Annotated in this window: 2 pseudogenes; both read left to right on the top strand. The window is 58.1% G+C overall.

Annotation, left to right across the window (positions count from 1 at the left end):
* Window positions 1-27: 27 nt before the first annotated feature.
* A pseudogene (locus ACQ4LH_RS21495) lies at window positions 28-258 on the top strand (histidine kinase); the annotation flags it as partial.
* A gap of 35 nt (window positions 259-293) precedes the next feature.
* Window positions 294-481, top strand: a pseudogene (locus ACQ4LH_RS21490) (hypothetical protein); the annotation flags it as partial.

The following is a 481-nucleotide window of genomic DNA, read 5'->3' as shown; positions in this document are numbered from 1 at the left end:
GCTCGGAGATGTGTATAAGAGCCAGGCATTGCCAGCCTGGTAGTGATCGCCCCGTACATGGCCGAGCCGGCGATGCTGGATATGTCCGATCTGTTTCGAGCCAGCCTGGCCAAGCCCGGCAGTCTGGTGCCCTGGCGCGAGGAGCTGGAGCTGGCACAACGATATTTGTCGATTGAGCGCTATCGGCTCGGCGTGCGTCTACAGTTTCCGCGGGGGTCCGGTGATTATCCGGCTGATTTTCCGACTCCACAACTGACGCCCTGACTCTTATAAACANTGTGTATAAGAGTCAGGTGCCCTGGCGCGAGGAGCTGGAGCTGACACAACGATATTTGTCGATTGAGCGCTATCGGCTCGGCGAGCGTCTACAGYTGCAGTGGGGGATCGTTGATGTTCCGGATGAWCTACCGAKTCCACAACTGACGCTTCCGCCCCTTTCCCTTCTAAACATCGGACGCAGCCGACGTCTCTCCCCCTGTTA

The organism is Pseudomonas peli (genome assembly GCF_050563605.1).
In the GTDB taxonomy this organism is placed as follows: Bacteria; Pseudomonadota; Gammaproteobacteria; order Pseudomonadales; family Pseudomonadaceae; genus Aquipseudomonas; species Aquipseudomonas peli_A.
The sequence above is the reverse complement of the archived record's forward strand: the minus strand, read 5'-3'. Positions and strand labels throughout refer to the sequence as shown.